Source organism: Actinomycetospora rhizophila, from assembly GCF_042657905.1.
Classification (GTDB): domain Bacteria; phylum Actinomycetota; class Actinomycetes; order Mycobacteriales; family Pseudonocardiaceae; genus Actinomycetospora; species Actinomycetospora rhizophila.
The window spans coordinates 701,103-719,547 of sequence record NZ_JBHSKG010000001.1 but is presented as its reverse complement, the minus strand read 5'-3'; the positions used below and the strand labels follow the sequence as shown (position 1 = coordinate 719,547).

19 protein-coding genes are annotated in these 18,445 nt (G+C 73.7%); 9 read left to right on the top strand and 10 right to left on the bottom strand.

Annotated features, from left to right (window positions below; all coding sequences use genetic code 11):
- Positions 1 to 56: 56 nt before the first annotated feature.
- The 5 genes from mimD to ACFPK1_RS03465 all read right to left on the bottom strand — a co-directional run bounded on the left by mimD (position 57) and on the right by ACFPK1_RS03465 (position 5,461).
- Entirely contained in the window at positions 57 to 437 is a 381-nt protein-coding gene (mimD, locus tag ACFPK1_RS03485; protein ID WP_378019482.1) for a propane 2-monooxygenase effector subunit MimD, read from the bottom strand.
- Positions 434 to 1,624 carry a ferritin family protein gene (locus ACFPK1_RS03480; protein WP_378019481.1) on the bottom strand — a complete coding sequence of 397 codons (1,191 nt, stop codon included), beginning with the start codon at positions 1,622 to 1,624 and terminating at the stop codon, positions 434 to 436. Before ACFPK1_RS03480 ends, mimD begins: the two co-directional genes overlap by 4 nt.
- Positions 1,625 to 1,626: 2 nt before the next feature.
- Positions 1,627 to 2,679: an NADH:ubiquinone reductase (Na(+)-transporting) subunit F gene (locus ACFPK1_RS03475; RefSeq protein ID WP_378019480.1), complete on the bottom strand. Its 1,053-nt coding sequence runs from the start codon at positions 2,677 to 2,679 to the stop codon at positions 1,627 to 1,629.
- A gap of 142 nt (positions 2,680 to 2,821) precedes the next feature.
- Positions 2,822 to 4,474 (bottom strand): ferritin family protein, encoded by a 1,653-nt coding sequence (locus ACFPK1_RS03470; protein ID WP_378019479.1) that lies wholly within the window; start codon positions 4,472 to 4,474, stop codon positions 2,822 to 2,824.
- 117 nt (positions 4,475 to 4,591) lie between these two features.
- A complete protein-coding gene (locus ACFPK1_RS03465) occupies positions 4,592 to 5,461 on the bottom strand; it encodes an IclR family transcriptional regulator (RefSeq protein WP_378019478.1) in 870 nt (289 codons plus the stop codon).
- A gap of 301 nt (positions 5,462 to 5,762) precedes the next feature.
- On the opposite strand from ACFPK1_RS03465, the gene ACFPK1_RS03460 reads away from it, so the two are divergent.
- The 8 genes from ACFPK1_RS03460 to ACFPK1_RS03425 all read left to right on the top strand — a co-directional run bounded on the left by ACFPK1_RS03460 (position 5,763) and on the right by ACFPK1_RS03425 (position 12,937).
- A complete protein-coding gene (locus ACFPK1_RS03460; protein ID WP_378019477.1) occupies positions 5,763 to 6,629 on the top strand; it encodes a sugar phosphate isomerase/epimerase family protein in 867 nt (288 codons plus the stop codon).
- A complete protein-coding gene (locus ACFPK1_RS03455) occupies positions 6,626 to 7,870 on the top strand; it encodes a glycosyltransferase family 4 protein (protein ID WP_378019476.1) in 1,245 nt (414 codons plus the stop codon). The genes ACFPK1_RS03460 and ACFPK1_RS03455 overlap by 4 nt, the downstream gene beginning before the upstream one ends.
- Before the next feature lie 64 nt (positions 7,871 to 7,934).
- The gene (locus tag ACFPK1_RS03450; protein WP_378019475.1) at positions 7,935 to 8,687 is read left to right on the top strand and encodes a PIG-L deacetylase family protein; all 753 of its coding nucleotides are present in this window, start codon (positions 7,935 to 7,937) and stop codon (positions 8,685 to 8,687) included.
- Positions 8,684 to 9,751: a spore photoproduct lyase family protein gene (locus ACFPK1_RS03445; protein WP_378019474.1), complete on the top strand. Its 1,068-nt coding sequence runs from the start codon at positions 8,684 to 8,686 to the stop codon at positions 9,749 to 9,751. Before ACFPK1_RS03450 ends, ACFPK1_RS03445 begins: the two co-directional genes overlap by 4 nt.
- A gap of 33 nt (positions 9,752 to 9,784) precedes the next feature.
- Positions 9,785 to 10,312 (top strand): DUF2505 domain-containing protein, encoded by a 528-nt coding sequence (locus ACFPK1_RS03440; protein ID WP_378019473.1) that lies wholly within the window; start codon positions 9,785 to 9,787, stop codon positions 10,310 to 10,312.
- Positions 10,312 to 11,208 carry a nuclease-related domain-containing protein gene (locus ACFPK1_RS03435; protein ID WP_378019472.1) on the top strand — a complete coding sequence of 299 codons (897 nt, stop codon included), beginning with the start codon at positions 10,312 to 10,314 and terminating at the stop codon, positions 11,206 to 11,208. Before ACFPK1_RS03440 ends, ACFPK1_RS03435 begins: the two co-directional genes overlap by 1 nt.
- Positions 11,205 to 12,407, top strand: a complete 1,203-nt coding sequence (locus tag ACFPK1_RS03430) for an MFS transporter (protein WP_378019471.1) — start codon at positions 11,205 to 11,207, stop codon at positions 12,405 to 12,407. The genes ACFPK1_RS03435 and ACFPK1_RS03430 overlap by 4 nt, the downstream gene beginning before the upstream one ends.
- Positions 12,404 to 12,937 carry a hypothetical protein gene (locus ACFPK1_RS03425; RefSeq protein ID WP_378019470.1) on the top strand — a complete coding sequence of 178 codons (534 nt, stop codon included), beginning with the start codon at positions 12,404 to 12,406 and terminating at the stop codon, positions 12,935 to 12,937. The genes ACFPK1_RS03430 and ACFPK1_RS03425 overlap by 4 nt, the downstream gene beginning before the upstream one ends.
- 40 nt (positions 12,938 to 12,977) lie before the next feature.
- On the opposite strand, the gene ACFPK1_RS03420 is transcribed toward ACFPK1_RS03425, so the two are convergent.
- The 5 genes from ACFPK1_RS03420 to ACFPK1_RS03400 are packed head-to-tail and all read right to left on the bottom strand — an operon-like array spanning position 12,978 to position 17,766.
- Positions 12,978 to 13,313 (bottom strand): TraR/DksA C4-type zinc finger protein, encoded by a 336-nt coding sequence (locus tag ACFPK1_RS03420; protein WP_378019469.1) that lies wholly within the window; start codon positions 13,311 to 13,313, stop codon positions 12,978 to 12,980.
- A complete protein-coding gene (locus ACFPK1_RS03415; protein WP_378019468.1) occupies positions 13,310 to 14,218 on the bottom strand; it encodes a diacylglycerol/lipid kinase family protein in 909 nt (302 codons plus the stop codon). Before ACFPK1_RS03415 ends, ACFPK1_RS03420 begins: the two co-directional genes overlap by 4 nt.
- A gap of 9 nt (positions 14,219 to 14,227) precedes the next feature.
- A complete protein-coding gene (locus tag ACFPK1_RS03410) occupies positions 14,228 to 14,908 on the bottom strand; it encodes an HAD family hydrolase (protein WP_378019467.1) in 681 nt (226 codons plus the stop codon).
- A gap of 6 nt (positions 14,909 to 14,914) precedes the next feature.
- Positions 14,915 to 15,385 carry a CinA family protein gene (locus ACFPK1_RS03405; RefSeq protein ID WP_378019466.1) on the bottom strand — a complete coding sequence of 157 codons (471 nt, stop codon included), beginning with the start codon at positions 15,383 to 15,385 and terminating at the stop codon, positions 14,915 to 14,917.
- A 38-nt stretch (positions 15,386 to 15,423) separates the two neighbouring features.
- On the bottom strand, positions 15,424 to 17,766 hold the full coding sequence (locus ACFPK1_RS03400) for a heavy metal translocating P-type ATPase (protein WP_378019465.1): 2,343 nt from the start codon (positions 17,764 to 17,766) through the stop codon (positions 15,424 to 15,426).
- Positions 17,767 to 18,132: 366 nt separating this feature from the next.
- On the opposite strand from ACFPK1_RS03400, the gene ACFPK1_RS03395 reads away from it, so the two are divergent.
- A complete protein-coding gene (locus tag ACFPK1_RS03395; RefSeq protein WP_378019464.1) occupies positions 18,133 to 18,393 on the top strand; it encodes a hypothetical protein in 261 nt (86 codons plus the stop codon).
- Positions 18,394 to 18,445 lie beyond the last annotated feature (52 nt).

Below are 18,445 nucleotides of genomic sequence, written 5' to 3'. Positions count from 1 at the left end.
TCGGGTCGTCGCACGTCCGCCCCGCGCGGGCGTGCGACGACCCGAGAGCCAGCGTGCTACTTGTTCACGACCGGCGGAAGCATGTCGCCGATGAATTCGGCGGCCTCCTCGAGATTCCCGAACATGATCGTCCGGTCATCCATGTGGATCATCTTCCCGTAGTGGGTCGACATGTTCTCCTCGAACTCGGCGGCGTTGTAGAAGTCGGGCTCCTCGCCGAGCGCCTCGGAGATCTCCGCGTAGACGAAGTCCATGCGGCCCTGACAGTCCACGCGGATCATCGAGGGCAGGTGCTGGACGGTCACGTTCTCCTGACGGTCCATCACCTCGGCCACGACGACGCCGACCTGGTTGTTCATCAGGGTCACGCCGGCCATGCCGGACTCGGTGTTGTCCTGCTTGAACGGGCTCTCGGCCGTCTTGAAGGACTTGGTCACTGGTTCAGCTCCTTCGGGGTCTCGAGCCCGAGATCGTTGAGGATCCCGGCGAAACGGCTCTTGGCGCGGTCGAGGCTGTCCTCGAAGCGCGGGGGCTTGGCGTCGGGCTGCGACCACAGCGGCTGCATCGTGCGGGCCGCCTCGAGGCACTGGGGGACCCACTTGGCCAGCCAGCCGTTGAACAGGTCCTTGTTGTGCTGCGCGAACTCGCGGTCCTGGGTCAGCGGGGCGAAGGCCGCCACGGTCCAGCGCAGGTCACGCTGGGCGTAGTCGTACTCGCCGGCGCCGACGACGGTCGGCGTGACGTAGTCGCCGTTGCCGGCCGCCGACTGCATGACCAGGCCGGACCGGAAGAGCTCGCCGAGCAGGGGCTCGAAGACGATGTTGGTGGCGAAGATCATCTCGCCCCAGTCGTCCTCGATCGCCGTGATCGCCTCGGCGACCTTGCGGACGCCCTGCCACTCGGCGTCGTTGTTCCAGGCGTCGAGGTGCGCGGCGCCGTCGAAGCCCTCGATCTCCTCGGTGAGCGTGAGGTTGTAGAGGGCCAGGTCCTGCGCGAAGCGGATCTTGTGCTCGCTGTTCACGGCCATCGCCGTGTTGTGCATGTTCGTCGGGCCGGAGCGGTTGCAGCCGGCGAAGACGTACAGGCCGAAGATGTGCTCGATGTGCATCCAGGCGCCGACGTTGCGCTCCACGAAGCGCACCCAGTTCGGGGTCCACTGGTCGAACGCCTTCGCGTTGCGGGCGTTCTCGACGTTCTGGTTGATCTGCCGGACAACGTTGGCGTTGTACCGGTACATCGTGAGTTCCCACTCTTCGTTGGGATCACGGAACTCGTGCCAGCCGTGGGCGGGCCAGTCCTCGATGTGCTTGCCGCCGGAGCCGGGTCCGCGCTCGGGCTCGGGGTTGTCCACGCCCCACGCCTTGAGCTTGGTCCAGGTCAGCGGGTAGCCGCGGGACCCGTCGGCGAAGCCGTAGATCCACCCCTGCGAGAGGTAGTGGCGCGGGTCCGGCTGGACCTCGACCGTCACGTCCTCGTAGTGGGTCTGCTTGCGCTTCGCCGGCTTGAAGTAGTTGTAGCGCCGGGCCGAGGGCCCGGAGTCGGGGAACTCCTTGGCGCCCGCTTCCGCGTCGGTGAAGACGGGCTTCGGAACGCTCCGCTCGGGACGTTCTTCGGTGCTTGTCATGGTCAGCCCTCGTCCTCCGGCTCTCCGGTGGTGGTGAACTTGTCGTAGTAGATGTGCTGCTCGTCCATTCCGCGTTGGGTCAGCAGGGCGATCGCCGCATCCACCATCGGCGGCGGCCCGCACACATAGGCATCCATCCCTTCCAGCGCCGGCTCGTTGGCCCGGACGACCTCGGTGATGAGGCCCGTCTCGCCGTCCCAGTCGTCGCCGTCGTGCTCGGAGAGCGCCGGGACGTAGCGGAAGCCGGGGATCTTCTCCTCGAGGGCGCGCAGCTCGTCCTCGAAGCAGAGGTCCGCGCGGGTGCGGGCGCCGTAGTAGAGGCGCGCCTTGCGCTCGCCGTCCTTCTCCGCGAGGGCGCGCAGGAGGCCGAGCAGCGGGGCCATGCCCGCGCCGCCGCCGATGAAGACGATGTCGGACGTCCGGTTCTCGCGCAGGGTGCAGGTGCCGAACGGGGCCTCGACCTCGATGCGGTCGCCGATCGAGACCTTCTTCTCCAGGAACTGGGAGAAGGCGCCGTCGGGGTAGATCTTGATGACGAACTCGAACACGCCCTCGCGGTTCGGGAGGTTCGCCATCGAGAAGGAACGGACCTCGCCGGTGTCGGGCACCGTCAGGTCCATGTACTGGCCGGGGAAGAACTTGATGTCCTCACCCGCGATCTGCTTGACCACCAGGTGGCGCATGTCGTGGGTGACGGGATCGTTGGCGAGCACCTCGACGGTGCCCTTCCGCAGCGGCAGACCGCTCCGGATGATCTCTTCGTCGTAGTTGAGGAGCTCGATGACCAGGTCGTCGTAGGCGTGGGCGCGGCAGAGGAGCGTCTGGCCCTCCTCGCGCTCCATGTCGGGGAGGGCGAAGGTCGAGTAGCGGTCCAGCTCGATCTCGTCCATGTCGCCCTCGAGGACGAAGGACTTGCAGGCGGCGCACTGGCCTTCCTTGCAGCCGTGCATCAGCTGGATGCCCTGCTCGGAGGCGGCGCGCAGGATCGTCTGGTCCTCGTCGACCTCGATCTCGATGCCCACCGGTTCGAATCGGACCCGGTGCTTCTCACCCATCGATGGCTTCTCCGTTCGGGAGGATGTGGCCGAAATCCGGACGAAACGGTCGGTCGAGTCCGGAAAAGGGCGTGAGGGATCGAGGGAGGGCCGGGTGACCCCGGCCCTCCCTCTCACCTCACCGTGCTGGGACCGCGATCAGCTAGCTGGTCGCGTCGGCCGGACGGCCGGCCGGGCCCTGCTGGTTGTAGTCCGCCACGAACGCCTCGCGCTCGCTGTCGCTCATCTCGTTGAGGATGACGTTGGGGCTGGCCACGTGCGGCATGCGCCGCAGGTGGTCGAGCGTCCACATCTTCTTCGGGTCGAGATCGAGGTGCGGCTGAGCCGTCATGGTCTTGCCGTCGTCGCGGACGAAGCCCATGTCGGAGACGACGTCGGCCCAGTTCCAGCCGTGGTACAGCGTCTCCCACTCGCGGTGACCCACGAGCTTGCCCATGTTCGGGGTCTCGCGACCCTGGTACGTGGGCCGGAAGGCCTCGGCGTCGGTCCAGCGGCAGGCCTCGTGGCAGTACGTCCGCCACTGGCCGTCCACCTTGTCGACGACCATGTCCTCGCGCACCAGGCAGGGGACCATGCAGGTCCAGCAGCGGTGCGGGTACACGTAGTCGACGTCCTCGGCGACGATCGGGTGGTGCCCGTTCGGCTTCGCCAGGCGGTTGTAGTTCTCCCACCACTTGCCGTACTTGTCGTACCAGCCCGGGTACTTGTACTCGAACCACTCGAAGTCATCGTCGGTCATGCCGTCGATGCGCCAGTAGTTCGCGAGCCACCCGGTGGCGAAGAACTGCGCGACCTCGTGGACGTAGCCCTTGTTCCAGATCTGGTTCCAGGACTCCTCGACCAGGTCGTGCGGGATCACGAGGCCGTACTTCTCGAGCGGCAGCAGGTACGCCCGGTAGTAGTCGTCGTAGATCCAGCGGCGCCACATCTCGGCGTAGGACTCGCGGTCCTTGCGCCGGTCCTTGGTGCCGTACTCGATGAACGTGCCGATCGCGGCGTCCACCACGCGGTGGTTGTTCCACCACGCGTAGCGCAGGTCGCGCTCGAGCAACTGGCGGTTGTCCTCGTCCGACAGCGCCATCAGCAGGGTGGCGTAGCCGTTCGAGATGTGGCGCGACTCGTCGGACTGGACCGAGTGGAACACCGTGGGCAGCAGGTAGTCACCGTTGGCCGCGGCCTCGGCCGGCATGGCCACGAACAGGGTGTTCGTGAACGCCGTCTCGGCGACGATCGTCAGGTAGATGCTGGCCGCGGTGATCGCGTCACCGGTGATGAACCCCTCGGCGAACTGACGGCCGATGGTGCCGCAGTAGTCCGAGTGGAAGTTCCGGAGGGTGTTGTTGAAGCCCGCCGGGTCGATGTAGTTGTTCATGTACAGCCGCTTGAGGTTCTGCTGGATCGTGCTGTGCCGAACCTCGTCGATCATCTGGATCGCCTGGCCGTTGTGCAGCTCCGGGTTGGGAACGGCCTGGAACAGCATCGGCATCGAACGGGCGGCCGAGATCTCCGGCAGCGGGATGATCGACAGGAAGAGCTTCTGCCACTCCAGCCAACGCTCCTGGACCTGGCGGAACATGTTCCCGCGGATCGCACCGTCGGATGCACCGTAGACGCGGTTGTCCTTCTCCTCCTGCATGGGGAAGTAGGACCGGAGGACCTGCTTGAGCGGGTCCTTCTTGGCCGCCTTACGGAAGGTGTAGTCCGTCCCGTACTTCATGTACGGCTCGTGGTACACCGGCTCCCAGGAAAGTTCCTGGATCTTCTGGTGAGCCTTCGCCAAACTCTGACGGCTCATCTTCTTCTCCTTGTGGAGTTCTAGCTCGGCATACGGGGTTCCGCAGCCGTGGTCCGTGGTGGTGGCCGCCGAGGCGCCGGTGGGCGTCTGGATGGCGGCACGGCCGGTGTCGGCCCGTCAGTACCCGGGGGGTACGGGGTCGGCCGGCAGCGGTGGTGGGAGGTCCGAGTCGGACTCCCGCCAGCCGCGCGTGGCGGTCTCGGCGACGTCGCGGACGGCGCCGGTCAGCTCCTCCGCGTGCGTGGCGAAGCGCCGCGCAGGCGTGGAGATCGCGATGCTGGCGGCGACACGCCCGTCGGGGGCGAAGATCGGCGCGCCGATGCAGCAGAAACCCTCGGCGTACTCCTCGCGGTCCACGGCGTAGCCACGCCGGCGGACCCGGGCGAGCTCGAGCTCGATCGCCGGGGGACTCGTGATGGTGGTACCGGTGAACGAGGCGAGCTCGGAGCGCTCGCGCAGCGCGGTGGCGCGCGGGCCGGACGAGGCGATGAGCGCCTTGGTCACCGCCAGGGCGTGGGCCGAGGCGAGCGGGATGCGCTCGGTGAGGTCCGGGACGCGGGCGAGACCCTGGTGGCCCCGGGCGTCGACGATGACCGTGGCGTCCTCGTCGGCCTCCCAGCGCGCCAGGTAGGTCCGCTGCCGGGTGCGCCGGTAGAGATCAGTGACCGCGTCCGAGAGGCGCTCGGGCAGCTGGTGGGGCGTCAGGTCGTGGGGGGCCTCGGGATCACCCCAGGCGTCGCCCCACGGCGGGGTGTCCTGGAGCCGGAACGTGCCGGACCGGCCGTCGCGGACGGCGAACCCCTCCTGGCACAGGGTGTTGAGCAGGTAGCGGGCCGTGGCGGTGCTCTTGCCGAGCTCGGCGGCCAGCGCCTCGGCGGTGGTGCCCTCCTCGGCGGCCCCGAGGAAGCGCAGCGCCGCGAGCGCCTCGGCAGCGGTCTTCAGGGAGCGACCCCCGCTGACGCCGCGGCCGTGGCGCGCATCCGTCATCGGTGCCCTCCCTCCGCGGTCGGTGGTTCGTCCTGCTCCGATCGGCCCCTCGCTCGCCGTCGTGCGAAGGTCACTGAACGCGTCGGCGACCCCTGTGGTCAACATCACCGTTTCGGCGTGCAGATACTGCACCCACCGCAGGCCGCAGCATGCCGACCGCTCACCTGCGGCGATCTTGGCGCCGTCGCCGACGAACGGCGGGACGAGCGGTCGGGTGTCCACGACCGGTTCGTTCGGCGTCCGACGCCCGTGACCGGGAGCGACGGGTTCCCGCGCCTGCCTCGGTGGTACCTCCGCCGGGATGCTCACGCCCGCGCACGACGCGCAGCACCCCCGGCTGCGCTACGCCTACAACACCAACGGCCTCACCTCGCACCGCCTCGACGACGCGCTGACGCTGCTCGCCGACAGCGGCTACGACGGGGTGGCGCTGACCCTCGACGTCGCCCACCACGACCCGTTCGCGCCCGAGCTGGGCCGGCGCACCGCGGCCCTTGCCGACCGGCTGCGCGGGCTGGGGCTGGGCAGCGTCGTCGAGACCGGCGCGCGGTTCCTGCTCGACCCGCGCCGCAAGCACCAGCCGACGCTGGTCACGCCGGACGCCGACGGCCGCCGGCGGCGCGTGGCCTTCCTGCGCACGTGCGTCGACGTCGCCGCCGACCTCGGCAGCGAGGCCGTCTCGTTCTGGGCCGGCGTGCCCGCTCCCGACCAGGACCGCGACGAGGCGTGGCGGTGGCTCGCCGACGGGGTGCGCGAGGTCGTCGCCCACGCCCGCGGGCGCGACGTCGTCTGCGCCGTGGAGCCCGAGCCGGGGATGCTCGTCGAGGACTGTGACGACTGGATGCGCCTCGCCCTCGACGTCCCCGAGATCACCCTCGCGCTGGACACCGGGCACTGCATCGTCACGGGCCGCTTCGTCCCCGAGCAGGCCGTGCGGGAGTTCGCGCCCCTGCTGGGCGCCGTCGCCGTCGAGGACATGCCGCGCGGGGTGCACGAGCACCGCGCGCCGGGTGAGGGCGACATGGACCTGCCCGCGGTGATCGGCGCGCTGCAGGAGGTCCGCCACCCGGGGCTCGTGTCGTTCGAGCTCTCCCGCGACTCCCACCGCGCGGACGTGCTGGTCCCGTCGGCCCTGGAGACGATCCGGAAGATGGAGGTGCCGGCGTGAGGATCTGCTTCGTCTCCCGCCGCTACTGGCCGGCGGTGTCCGGCATGAGCGCCTACGCCGAGAACCTGCTGCGCCACCTGGTGCGCGAGGGCCACGACGTCACGCTGGTCTCGCAGTACCGCGGCGACCCGGTGGGGCGCGGGGTCTACGGCGGCGGCCCGCCGCCGCCCGAGCGGGTGCCCGCGGGCGTGCACGTCGTGGCGCTCGAGGCGCACGGCGAGCAGGAGGTCGTGGAGGGGCGCCCCGCGGACTTCGAGGCCGACGTCGCGACGATGCGCGACACGATCGCCGCCGAGCACGCGCGCGCCCCGTTCGACCTGCTCCACGCCCAGTACGCCTACCCCAACGGGCTCGCGGTGCTGCGCGCTGCGCACGACCTCGGGCTGCCCGCGGTGGTCAGCGTCCAGGGCGGCGACGGGCACTGGGTGGGCACGTGCTGCGCCACCCACGAGACGCTCGTGCGCGCCGTGTTCGCCCACGCGCCGGCGCTCGTGATCGGGTCGTCGTCGTTCGCCGCCGAGGTCTCGCAGCGCCACGGCGTCGACCCCGGCCGCTGGACGATCGTCTCCGGCGCGACCGACACCGAGCGGTTCACCCCGCGGCGCGAGCCCGGTGCCCTGTCCGACCCGCCCGTGCTGCTCTATCACGGTCGCGTCGACGCCAGGAAGGGCGTGCTCGACCTGCTCGACGCCGTCGCCGACCTTCTCGCCCGCGGGCGGCGCCTGCAGCTCGTCGTGTCCGGGATCGGGCCCGACACCGCCACGGTGGCCGAGCGGGTCACCGAGCTCGGGCTCGACGAGCACGTCACCCAGCTCGGCTACACGGCCTACGAGGACGCGCACGAGGTCTACCGGCGCGGCGACGTCTTCGTCAGCCCGACCTACGCCGAGGGCTTCTCGAACACGGTGCTCGAGGCGATGGCCAGCGGCCTGCCGGTCGTGTCCACCGACGTCGTCGGCGTCCGCGACTGCGTGCGCGACGGCGACAACGGCCTGCTCGTGCCGCCGAAGGACCCGGCCGCGCTCGCCGACGGCATCGCCCGGGTGCTCGACGACCCCGGCCTGCGCACGGGGCTGGCCACCCGCGCCCTCGACGAGGTCCGCGCGCGCTGGTCGTGGCCGGTGATCGCGCACCGCCTGACCGACGTCTACGACGCCGTGCGCGACGTGCCCGTGCCGGCGATCCCCGACGTCGCCGTCGACCCCGACTGCCGCTTCCGCGCGGCGCCGCATCTGCTGTGAGGCGTGTCAGCGGTGGGCCACCGCAGACACTGGATGTCCGTAGCGCCACACGCTCGGGGCGATCGTGAGGGTCGTCGCGGTCAGCCCGCACCTCGACGACGCCGTGTTCTCGGCCGGCGGGACGCTCGCGCGCCTGGCCGCGGCCGGGCACGACGTCGTGGTCGCCACCGTGTTCACCGGCTCGGTGGCAGCGCCGACGGGCTTCGCGCTCGCCTGCCAGACCGACAAGGGCCTCGCGCCCGACGTCGACTACATGGCCCTGCGCCGCGCCGAGGACGACGCCGCGCTCGCCCGGCTCGGCGTGCGCGGCGAGCACCTCGGGCTGCTCGAGGCACCGCACCGCGGCTACGACTCCCCCGCCGCGCTGTTCGCCGGACGCCGCGCCGACGACGACGTGGCCGGCGCCGTGGGCGACGCGATCCGGACGCGGGTGGCCGGCGCCGACCTCGTCCTCGCCCCGCAGGCCGTCGGCGACCACGTCGACCACCAGGTCGTCACCGCCGTCGTCGCCGGGCTCGCCGACCCCGACCGCACGGCGTTCTGGCGCGACACCCCGTACGCCGTGCGCCACCCCGACGCGACCGGCGCGCCCGAGGTCACCGGCACCGGAATCGCCGTCGACGTCACCGGCGAGCTCGACGCCAAGGGCGACGCGGCGCGCGCCTACGCCACCCAGGTCGGCTTCCAGTTCGGCGGGCCGGAGCACGTCGCGCCGGTGCTCGCTGAGCTGGCGCGCCGGGAGGGCGGCGGGCGGCCCGCAGAGGTCTTCCGGGCCGGTGGCACGGCCCGGGCACTGATCGGCACCCTGGAGCCGTGACCACCGCCCGGCCGCTGCTCGACGTGGCCACCATCCACGCCGAGCCCGCGTCGCTGGCCTCGGTGCGCGGGCAGGAGGTGCTCGCGCGCTTCCCCGACGCCGAGGTCGTCGAGATCGACTCGCACTGGGCGATCCCCGACCTGCACGGCGACGAGGCGAACGTCGCCCGCTGGGTGCGGGTCAAGGCGGAGCACCTCGTGCTCGGCGAGAAGAAGTCGCTGACCGTCCGGCCCAACGGGCGCTCCGCGGACTTCATCGCGCCCTCGACCGCCAACGGGTGCGCCATGGCCTGCGCGTACTGCTACGTGCCGCGCCGGAAGGGCTACGCCAACCCGATCACCGTGTTCACCAACATCGACGGTATCCAGCGGTCGATCGCCCGGCACGTCGCGAAGCAGGGGCCGAAGCCGGAGCCGAACCAGTGCGACGCGAGGGACTGGGTCTACGACCTCGGCGAGAACTCCGACTGCTCGGTCGACGCGCGGGTCAGCGACAACGTCGCCGACCTCGTCGCCCAGTTCGCCCGCCTCGACGGGGCGAAGGCGTCGTTCGCGACGAAGCACGTCAACCGCGACCTGCTCGCGCTCGACCCGCGCGGCGGCACCCGCGTGCGGTTCTCGCTCATGCCGCGCCGCGACGCCAAGCTGCTCGACATCCGCACGAGCACGATCGACGAGCGCATCGACGCCGTCGACGACTTCGTCGCCGCGGGCTACGAGGTGCACCTGAACTTCTCGCCGGTGGTGCTGCGCGAGCGCTGGCAGTCGGAGTGGGCGCTGCTGCTCGACGAGCTCGGCGAGCGGCTCTCGGCGCGCGCGAAGGCGCAGGCCGCCTGCGAGGTCGTCCTGCTGACCCACCACGAGGGGCTGCACGAGGTGAACCTCGGCTGGCACCCGCAGGCCGAGGACGTGCTGTGGCGCCCCGAGGCCCAGGAGGCGAAGCGCACGCAGCACGGGGGCGCCGTGGTCCGCTACCGCGTCGACGTCAAGCGCCGCGCGGTCGCACGCTTCCGCGAGCTGGTGGCGCGGCACGCGCCGTGGCTCACGATCCGCTACGCGTTCTGAGCGCACCGGCGAGCGCCATTACGCTCGGGACACGTGAGCACCCGGCTGGCGCTGAGCCGCGCCTACCCCTACGGCGTCCCCGCCTTCGCCGCCGCGCTCGCCGACCCCGAGTTCCACCGCGTCAAGCTCGACGTCGACGGCTCCGGCCGGATCGACGTGGTCGCGTTCGACCGCCGGAGGCCGACCGATGGGGCGCCGGAGCGCGTCCGCGTCGTGCTGCGCCAGCCGGTGCCGCCCGGCCAGGTCCCGGCCGTGGTGGAGCGGCTGCTCTCGGGCGTGCTCGTCATCGAGCGCACCGAGGAGTGGACGCTGACCCCGACGCGGTGCGACGGGCGGGCGCGGGTCGCGGTGCCCGGCACGCCGATCAGCGCCGAGGGCACGATGCGGGTCGTCGGCGAGGACGCGGGCAGCAGGCTGTCGGTGGACCTCGACATCACCGCGGCCGTGCCGCTGCTCGGCGGCGGCATCGAGCGCGCGGTCGTCACGGGCATCCGCGGCCTCACCGGCCACGAGCACGACCGGATCTCGCGGTGGCTCGACGGCGCGGAGCGGGCGGGCTGATGCCGGCACGACGCAAGCGCAGGCCCGGCTCCGACCGGCTCTACGTGTCCTCCTCCGACGGGCTCCCGCTCGGGCACCTCGACCTCGTCACCCGCGTCGCCCACGACGTGCCCGCGGGCTACCGGGAGCAGTTCACCCACGAGGCCAACGCCTGGCTGTGGGGCAACGGCCTGCCGCCGATGGCGAGCCCGGCCGAGGCCGCCGAGCCGCCCGCCCTCGGCGCGGGCGCCGCGCCTCCGGACGGCGGCTGGGACCCGGGCTGGGAGGACCTCGCGCTGCGCCGGCCCGGGCACGGCCTGCTCGAGGAGGCCGCGATCGCGCGCGCCGAGCAGGGCCCCGACGCCGACCGGCCCCACCGGCTGCGCGCCGACGGGCAGGCGGCGGTCGCCGAGACCCTCGCCAAGCTCACCCGCCCGCCGACGCTGCGCCGCGGGCGCGGGGCGCGCTGGCGCATCCTGCACAGCGTCCCGATGGCGTTCGTCGAGGGTGACGTCGTCCTCGACCACCTGCTCATCGGGCCGCCGGGCCTGTTCGTCATCGAGGTCGTCAACGTGCCCGGCGGGCGGGCCACGCTGGAGGACCACGTCCTCGAGGTCGGCGGCTCGACCATCGACCTGGACCGGCTGCGGCGCATCGGGACCGAGGTCGGCGACCGGGTGTCGATCGCGCTGGCGCAGGCCGCCGGGGCGACGGAGACCCTGGATCCGCCGGCCGTGCACCCCGTGGTGGCCGTCGTCGGCGCGATCCTCTCGGGCTCCGGGCGCCCGCGCGGCGTGGCGGTCACCCGGCTCGGCCAGCTGCCGCGGCTGGTGAGCGCGTTCGGCACGCCGCTGTCCGACCTGGCCGTCGACCAGACCCACGAGGTGGCCCGCCGATCGGCGACGTGGCGCCCGTGACCCGACCCGAGCCCGCCCTCCGGCGTGCCCGCGTCGCGGTCGTCGGGATGTTCGTCGTCAACGGCGCGACCTACAACAGCATCGTTCCGCGGCTCCCGACCCTGCGCGACGAGCTGGGGCTGTCGAACGCCGCGCTCGGCACGGCGATCGCGGCGTTCCCCGCCGCCGCGCTGATCTTCGGCGTGCTCGCCGGCCCGCTGATCGCGCGCGTCGGCAGCGGGCGCGCCGGCGCCGGCGTGGGGCTGGCCGGGGCGGTCCTGCTGCCGGTGGTGGCCCTCGCCCCGTCCTGGTACGCGCTGGCCGCCGCGCTGTTCGTCCTGGGGCTCACCGACGCGTGGGCCGACGCGGCCATGAACGCCCACGGGCTGCGCGTGCAGACCGGGTACGGGCGCTCGATCGTCAACGGGCTGCACGCGGTGTGGAGCATGGCCGCGGTCGGGGCCGGGCTGCTCGGCGCCGCGGCCGCCGGGTTCGGGCTGCCGCTGCTCGTGCACCTCGGGATCGTCGCGGCCGTCCTCGTCGTGGTCTCGGTGCTGGCGTGGCGCTGGTGCCTGCCCGGGCCGGAGCCGGAGGCCGACCACGGGGACGACGGCGAGGGCGCCCGGCAGGGACCGTGGCGTGCGGTCGTGGTCGCCGCGGGGCCGCTGCTCGCGCTGTCGGCGCTGCTCGTGGCCTCGGGCGGGATCGAGGACTCGGCGGCGTCCTGGGGCGCCATCTACGTGCGCGACGACCTCGGTGGCGGCGCGTTCGTCGCGGGCCTGCCGTTCGTGGCGTTCCAGGCGGCCATGACGATCGGGCGCCTCGTCGGCGACCGCGCCGTCGACCGCTTCGGCGCCGTCGTGGTCGCCCGCTCGGGAGCGGCGCTGGCGACCCTGGCGATGGGCGGCGCCCTGCTGATCGCCCACCCGGTCGCGGCGGTCGTGGGCTACGCGCTGACCGGCCTCGGGGTGTCGACGATCTTCCCGCTCGGCTTCGCCGCGGCCGGCCGGATCCGGGGCGTGCGGCCCGGCGACGGGATCGCGGTGGTCGGGTGGCTCGCGCGGCTCGGGTTCCTCGCGTTCCCGCCGATCATCGGGGCGGTCGCGGACGGCGTGTCGGTGGGCGCCGGGCTCGCGCTCGTGCCGCTCGCCGGGATCGCGGCGTTCGTGCTGGCGGGGTCGCTGCGCCCGCTGGGCTCGGCGCGGACACTGCGGGCGTGAACATCCCCGCGGTGGTGGCCGCGCTCTCGGCGCCGCTCCGGCCGCTCGACGAGGCGGTGGCCGCGCTCGGGCGCGACGCCGGCCTCGTGGCCTGGTGGGGCACCGAGGTGCCCGTCGACGGGCCCGCCCACCCGACGGACGCGGGGTTCGTGCTGCTCGACGTCGGCGACGCGACGATGCTGCGCAACCGCGTGACGCGCCAGGACCTCTACCGCACCGGGGTCTCGCCCCTGCGCCGCGCGCTGGCGGGCCTGCTGCTCGAGGAGCTCGCGCTGGCCCCGACCTGGGCCGCCGACGTCGTTCTCACCCGCGCCGACGAGGACCGGCTGGGCGACTGGATGCGCGCCCACCTGCGCCTGACGAGCGTGGTCGACGTGGACCGCAAGGTGCTGCTCGGGCCCGTGCGCGACGCGATGGACCCCGGGCTGCGCGAGGACGGCGAGCGCGCCCGCGCGGCCCGCGAGCGCTTCGCCGCCGCCGGCGGCCCCCGCCCCGTCCGCGACCCCTCCGTCCCCTTCCGCCGCCCCTAGCCATGTGAGCGAAATTCGGGGCTATAGCCCCGAATTTCGCTCACGTACGACGATCGGGGCAGGTGACGCAGGTGCGGGCGGCCGGGCGGGCCTCGAGGCGTTCGGGGGCGATCGGGCGCCCGCAGCGCTCGCACACCCCGTAGGTCCCGGCGTCCACGCGCGCCCGCGCGGCGGCGACCTCGGCGAGGTCGTGGCGCGCCGCGGCGAGCAGCGCGGCGACCTGGGCGCGGTCGTAGGCGATCGTCTGGCCCTCGGGGTCGTGCTCGTCGTCGCCGGAGCTCGCCGACGCCGTCTCGACGATGCCCGCCAGCTGCGCCTCCAGCGACGCGACCCGGGCGACGGCGTCGGCGCGGGCCTCCTCCAGCGGCCCGGTCACACGACCGTCGCCAGCGCCTGCGGGGCGATCCGGACGGCCACCCCGCGGTGGGCGGGCAGGTCGAGGACCTCGCCGTCGAGCTGCACCGGGATCGGCGAGAGCGTGGTGAACGAGAAGCGTGACGTGCGCGGCTGCGGCCCCAGGCCCTTCACCGCCGCGCGGATCGCGTAGGCGAGCAGCCGCAGCTTCGAGCGGTGCGGCAGCGTGACGACCTCGAAGAGCCCGTCGGCGGGGTCGCCGTCGGACAGCGTCACGTACTTCGCCATCTCGGTGGTGTTGGCCAGCACGAGGCTGTCGAAGCGCTTGCGGCCCTCGCCGTCGACGTCGATCTCGAAGGGGTGGAACCCCGAGAACGCGCGGATCGTGGTGACGATCTCGCGGAGCGAGCCCTTGCCGCCGCGCTCCAGCTCCAGCGCCACGGTGGGCGTGATGCCGAGCCCCAGGTACGAGTGCGCCCAGCGCGGCCCGCCCTCGCCGGCGATCTCGACGCGCAGCAGGTCGATGCGGCTCACCCGCGCCGCGGCGATGGCGTCGACCAGCGGGCGCTCGCGGGTGGCGCGCCGGTGGTCGTTGGCGTTGCCCGCGGGCAGCACCGCGGCCACGGCGCCCGACCGCGTGCCGTCGCCCGCGGCCATGACGCCCTGCACGACCTCGTTGTAGCCGCCGTCGCCGCTGACCGACACGACGAGCACCCGCCCGGCGCGCGCCTCCTCCTCGGCGATGACCCGCGCGTGCCCGGCGTACTCGGTGGCCTTCAGCGCCACCGTGAGCTGCGGGGCCTGCTCGGCGAGCGTCGCCCGGGCCTGCTCGGCGCGCTGCTCGCCGTCACCGCTGCTCTGCGGGTTGTAGACCAGCACGACGCGGTCGTAGGCGGGCACCGGGGACGGTTCGGACGGCAGGGCCACGGGGAGAGGTTACGACGACGGGGTCGCGGATCGGCGCAGCGCGAGCACGTGCTCGACCGCCTCGGGCAGGGTCGGTACCGCCGGAGCGACGGTGCGCAGGTCCTCCGCGTGGTGGGTGGAGTGCTCGGCCACCAGGATGCAGGCGCTGCCGACCGCGGCCGTCGCGGCGGCGTCGTCGAGGGTGTCGCCGACCAGCACCACGCGCGCCGGGTCGAGCCCCAGCACGTCGAGGTGCGTCGCGAGCGCGGCCTCCTTGCTCCGGCCGTCGCGGTGGTGGTCGCCGTCGACCCGCAGGAACCGGTCGTGCAGCCCGCGCCGGCCCAGGGTCGCGTGCAGCTCGTCGTGCCCGAGCATGCTCACCACCGACTGGCCGAGCCCGGCGTCGGCGAAGCGCTCCAGGGCGTCCAGGGCCCCGCCGGCGAGCGGCAGCTCCGGCTCGAGACCCCGGTAGTGCTCGCCGAACGCCGCGTTCATCCGCGCCCACTCGTGCTCGGCGACCTCGCGCCCCACCAGCGCGGCGTAGAAGTCGCGCAGCGGGCGCCGGAAGGTCGAGCGGTAGCGCGCGAGGTCGAGGCCCCCGGTGACGCCCACCGCCGCCAGCCCGGCCGCGGAGGCGTCGACGACGGCGTGCACGTCGGCGAGCAACGTGCCGTTCCAGTCCCAGACGACGTGGTCCACCACGCCCTCCATGGTCCGCTACTCACCCAGGTGGTCGAGCAGCGCCTGCAACGAACGGATCCGCGTGTTCTTGAGGACGTCGCCGGGGTCGTCGGTCTCGAACTGCTCGATCCACGCCTCGGTCTCGCCCTTGTCGGTGATCGCGAACCAGACGGTGCCCGGCGGCTGGTCGTCCTGCGGCTCCGGGCCGCCGGCGCCGCTGACCGCGAGCGTGAGGTCCGCGCCGAGCAGGTCCGCGGCCTTCTCGGCCATCGTCCGCACCGCGGGCTCCGACACGACGGGTCCGTCGGGCACGCCGAGGGCGCCGTGCTTGGTGGTGCGGTCGTAGGCGACGACGCCGCCGCGGAACCACTCGCTCGAGCCCGGCGACGCCGCCAGATCGCTGCACACCAGCCCGCCCGTGAGCGACTCGACGATCGCCACCCGACGCCCGTCGCGCGACGCCGCGTTCGACACCGACGTCGCCAGTTCCTCAGGGTCCTCCGACACGTCCCGGGGCCTTGCCGATCCCGGGCGCCGGGAAACGCTCAGGGACGAAAGCGCCGCAGGCGCAGGCTGTTGCCGACGACGAAGACGCTCGACAGCGCCATGGTCACGCCGGCGATCATCGGGTTGAGCAGCCCGGCGACGGCGAGCGGGAGCGCGGCGACGTTGTAGGCGAACGCCCAGAACAGGTTGCCGCGGATCGTGCCCAGCGTGCGGCGGGCCAGGCGCAGGGCGTCGGGCACCGCGCGCAGGTCGTCCCGGACGAGGGTGACGTCGCCGGCCTCGATGGCCATTGCCGTCCCCGTGCCCATCGCGACGCCGAGGTCGGCCTGGGCCAGCGCGGCCGCGTCGTTGACGCCGTCACCGACCATGGCGACGACCGCGCCCTGCTCCTGGAGCCGGCGCACCTCGTCGGCCTTCTCGGTCGGCAGCACCTCGGCGACGACGTCCTCCGGCGCGATGCCCACCTCGTCGGCGACGGCCCGCGCGGCGGCGGGGTTGTCGCCGGTGAGCAGCACCGGGCGCAGGCCCCGCGAGCGCATCTCCGCGACGGCCTCGGCGGAGCCCTCGCGGACCCCGTCGGCGACCTCGAGCACGGCGTGGGCGCGCAGCACGCCCGTGCCGTCGTCCCAGGCCGCGAGCACGGTCGTGGCGCCGTGCGCGGCCGCCTGCTCCAGCGCGTGCGCGAGCTCGGCGGGGACGGCGACCCCGCGCTCGTCGACCAGCCGCCGGCGCCCGGCGAGCACGGCGACCCCGTCCACCGTGCCCGCGACGCCGAGGCCGTCGAGGGCGTGCACGTCGGTGGCCTCGCCGATGCCGCCGGGCAGCTCCTCGCGGGCCGCGGCGGCGATCGCCCTCGCCACCGGGTGCTCGAGCTCCGCCTCGAGCGCGCCGACGCGGGCGAGCACCTCGGCGCGGTCGGTGTCGCGCGTCGTGTGCACCGCGCGCAGCGTCATGCGGCCCGTGGTCACGGTGCCGGTCTTGTCGAGGACGATCGTGTCGACCCGGCGGCTCGACTCGAGCACCTCGGGCCCGCGCAGCAGGATGCCCAGCTGCGCCCCGCGGCCCGTCGCGACGGCGAGCGCGGTGGGCGTGGCGAGGCCGAGCGCGCACGGGCAGGCGACGACGAGGACGGCCATCCCGGCGGCGATCGCGAAGCCCCAGCCGGCGCCCGAGACGCCCCAGAACAGTAGTGTGTTGACCGCCACCAGCATCACGACCGGCACGAACCACGCCGAGATGCGGTCGGCGAGGCGCTGGATCGCGGTCTTGCCGGCCTGCGCGTCCTGCACGCGGCGCGCCATCCGTGCCCACTGCGTGTCGCCGGCGGCGCGCGTGGTCTCGACGACGACGCGGGCGGTCTCGTTGCGGGTCCCGGCCAGCACCTCGGCGCCCGGCTCGACGTCGACGGGCGCGGACTCGCCGGTCATCGCGCCGGCGTCGACCGTGGAGCGGCCCTCGACGATCCGGCCGTCGAGCGGGAACGGCTCGCCGGCGGCGACGGCGACCCGGTCGCCGGGCTGCACGCCCTCCACCGGGACCGGCAGCTCGCGGTCGCCGACGACCACCCGGGCCTGCGCGGCGGGGGGCGCCATCAGCGCCGCCGACACCCCGAGCGCGCGCCGGCGTCCGCGGCGCTCGATCCAGCGGCCGAGCAGGGCCGCGGTCGTGATCGCGGCCGCGGCCTCGAGGTAGATCGTGCGGGAGCCGTCGAACTGGTCGGGCCGCGGCAGGAGGTAGAGGGCGTGGCGCATGCCGCCGAGGCCCGCCCCGCCCTTGAACAGCGCCCACACCGACCAGCCGAACGCGGCGAGCGTGCCCACCGACACCAGCGTGTCCATCGTCGCCGAGAGGTGCCGCAGGTGCCGTGCCGCCGCCCGGTGGAACCGCCAGCCGCCCCAGATCACGACGGGCGCGGTGAGCACGAGCGAGAACCACTGCCAGTAGCGGAACTGCCAGTCGGGGTTCATCGCGACCGCGATCACCGGGACGGTCAGGGCGAGGCACACCAGCGCGCGGTGGCGCAGCTCGGCGAGCTCGGGGTCGGGCGCGTCCGGCGCCGGGGCCGTGGCCGTCGACGGCGGAGCCTGCTCGGGGGCCGTCCGGGGCGAGGGGATCCGCGGCGCCACGGGCTCGGCGCCGAAGCCGAGCCCGGTGACCGCGGCGACGAGCTCCGCCGTGTCCTGCTCCGGGGGGTGGGTGACCCGGGCGCGGCCGCTCGCGTAGTTGACGCTCGCCTCGACGCCGGGCAGGCGACCGAGCTTGCGCTGGATGCGCGCCGCGCACGTCCCGCACGTCATCCCGGTGACGGCCAGCTCGGTGGTGGCCCGGGGGTCCTCGATCGTCCCCGCCGGTCCCGCACTCTCCGCGACGTCGGTCGCCACGCCGTACCTCCGCTCCTGGGACGCCCACCGTGGATCAGCACCGTGGATCGACGACGCGACGCTAGGGGGCTCCCGCGCGCGCACCCCCGGAGCTGAGAACCCCCGGCTCCCCGTCCGACGACCGCCCGGTCCGGGCACGACGAACGGTCGGCCGACGCCCCGGACGGGCGGTTCGCGTCCTCCGGACGGCGTAACGGCGGTCTCAGGCGACGGCCGACGGCCCCGTGCCGACGGACCGGGCGCGCGGGACCGCCGCTCGGCGGCGGGCGGTGTCACCCGCCCGGGCGATGACCAGCGACGATGGCCGTAACGATCTCCGTCGTGCCACCGATGCAGCGATCATCACAAGATCGTGAGGGGGCAGTGGTGACGGTGCTCGTCGTGCTGGGCGCGGTGGTCGCGGGACTCGCCGTGGCGTGGGAGCTGCGCTTCGTCGCGCTCTGGCTGCTCGTGCGGGTGCTCGACGCCTCCGAGGCCGTCGCCTCGCCGGGCCGGCGCAGCTACGCCGACTTCCGCCGCGTGGTCGCCGAGCAGGGCGTCGCCGGCCTCGACCTCGCCTGGCGCTCCGAGCCCGACGGTCCCGACGTCTCCGACCGCGCCGACTGGCAGCTCGGCAGCGCCTGCTGACGGGTCACGGGGGTCACCCACCCAGAGCCACGGTCGCCCTCGTCGACACCGC

Excerpts from the sequence above, each read along its gene's own strand:
- ACFPK1_RS03470 (WP_378019479.1), bottom strand. The coding sequence starts at position 4,474 with ATGAGCCGTCAGAGTTTGGCGAAGGCTCACCAGAAGATCCAGGAACTT.
- ACFPK1_RS03475 (WP_378019480.1), bottom strand. The coding sequence starts at position 2,679 with ATGGGTGAGAAGCACCGGGTCCGATTCGAACCGGTGGGCATCGAGATC.
- ACFPK1_RS03465 (WP_378019478.1), bottom strand. The coding sequence starts at position 5,461 with ATGACGGATGCGCGCCACGGCCGCGGCGTCAGCGGGGGTCGCTCCCTG.
- ACFPK1_RS03410 (WP_378019467.1), bottom strand. The coding sequence starts at position 14,908 with ATGGAGGGCGTGGTGGACCACGTCGTCTGGGACTGGAACGGCACGTTG.
- ACFPK1_RS03435 (WP_378019472.1), top strand. The coding sequence starts at position 10,312 with ATGCCGGCACGACGCAAGCGCAGGCCCGGCTCCGACCGGCTCTACGTG.
- ACFPK1_RS03480 (WP_378019481.1), bottom strand. The coding sequence starts at position 1,624 with ATGACAAGCACCGAAGAACGTCCCGAGCGGAGCGTTCCGAAGCCCGTC.
- ACFPK1_RS03460 (WP_378019477.1), top strand. The coding sequence starts at position 5,763 with ATGCTCACGCCCGCGCACGACGCGCAGCACCCCCGGCTGCGCTACGCC.